The sequence below is a fragment of the Halomonas sp. genome (assembly GCF_041689495.1).
GTDB lineage: Bacteria > Pseudomonadota > Gammaproteobacteria > Pseudomonadales > Halomonadaceae > Halomonas.
Map to the genome: position 1 here is coordinate 1 of NZ_JBDNGD010000211.1, position 1611 is coordinate 1611.

Genomic DNA, 1611 nt, shown 5'->3' on the forward strand with positions numbered 1-1611 from the left:
CTCGATCATCTCGACCAGTGAGCCATCGACACTCTTGCCGCAGACCACCAGGCCGGCCTGCTCCAGCGCATCGATGAACTGGTTGTTGACCTCGTAGCGATGACGGTGCCTCTCGACGACCTCGTCGCTGCCATAGGCCTCGCGGGCCTTGCTGGCGGCCTTGAGCTGGCATACCTGGCCGCCCAGGCGCATGGTGCCGCCGAGGTCGGAGGCCTCGTCACGCAGCTCGACCCTGCCCTCGGGGCTGAGCCACTCGGTGATCAGGCTGACTACCGGGTGCTGGGTGTCGTGGGTGAATTCGGTCGAGTTGGCATCCTCCCAGCCGGCGACGTGGCGGGCGAACTCGATCACCGCCACCTGCATGCCCAGACAGATACCCAGATAGGGGATGCCCTGTTCACGGGCATAGCGGGCGGTCAACACCTTACCCTCCACGCCCCGCTCGCCGAAGCCACCAGGCACCAGGATGGCATCCTTGCCGACGAGACGCTCGGTACCATGGTGCTCGATGTCCTCGGAATCGATGTAATCGACGTTGACCTTCACCCGGGTCTGGATACCTGCGTGGATCAGCGCCTCATTGAGGGACTTGTAGGCATCGAGCAACTCCATGTACTTGCCCACCATGGCAATGTTGATCGACTTCAAGGGGTTGAGCTTGGCGTCGAGGACCTTGACCCACTCGGAGAGGTCGGCCTCCTCGACCTCGAGGCGCAGCTTGTCACAGACGATCTCGTCGAGGCCATGCTCGTGGAGCATCAGCGGGATGCGGTAGATGGTATCGGCATCCTGCAGCGGGATGACCGCCCGCTCCTCGACATTGGTGAACAGCGCGATCTTGCGACTTTCGGCTTCCTCGAGCTCCACCTCGCTGCGACAGATCAGGATATCCGGCTGGATGCCGATGGAGCGCAGCTCCTTGACGCTGTGCTGGGTCGGCTTGGTCTTGGTCTCCCCCGCCGTCTTGATGTAGGGCACCAGCGTCAGGTGCATGAAGATCGCCCGGCTTGCGCCCAGTTCGCTGCGGATCTGGCGAATCGACTCGAGGAAGGGCAGCGACTCGATATCGCCCACGGTGCCGCCGATCTCGACCAGGGTCACGTCAAAGCCCTCACCGCCGGCATACACCCGGCGCTTGATCTCGTCGGTGATGTGAGGAATAACCTGGACGGTTCCCCCTAGATAGTCGCCGCAGCGCTCCTTGCGCAGCACGTTCTCGTAGACTCGGCCGGTGGTGAAGTTGTTGCCCTGGGTCATCTTGGTGCGGATGAAGCGCTCGTAGTGTCCCAGGTCCAGATCGGTCTCGGCGCCATCCTCGGTGACGAACACCTCGCCGTGCTGAAAGGGACTCATGGTCCCGGGATCCACGTTGATGTAGGGATCGAGCTTGAGCATGGTGACCTTGAGGCCGCGAGCCTCGAGTATCGCCGCCAGCGAGGCCGACGCAATGCCCTTGCCGAGAGAGGACACAACACCACCGGTCACGAAGATATATCGTGTCATGGGGGAACCTGTCGAAACGTGATCAGTAGACACGGCAGGAAGCCGCGTCTGGATGGGACGACAGACTAGCAGAATACGACCAATGGCTCAATTTCAGCGCCCAGCGCC

The 1611-nt window shown here is 62.3% G+C and carries 1 protein-coding gene; it reads right to left on the reverse strand.

Annotated elements, in window-relative coordinates; all coding sequences use genetic code 11:
* A partial coding sequence (locus ACESMD_RS07565) for a CTP synthase (RefSeq protein WP_372611854.1) occupies window positions 1-1503 on the reverse strand: 1503 nt, incomplete at its 3' end.
* Window positions 1504-1611: the final 108 nt, after the last annotated feature.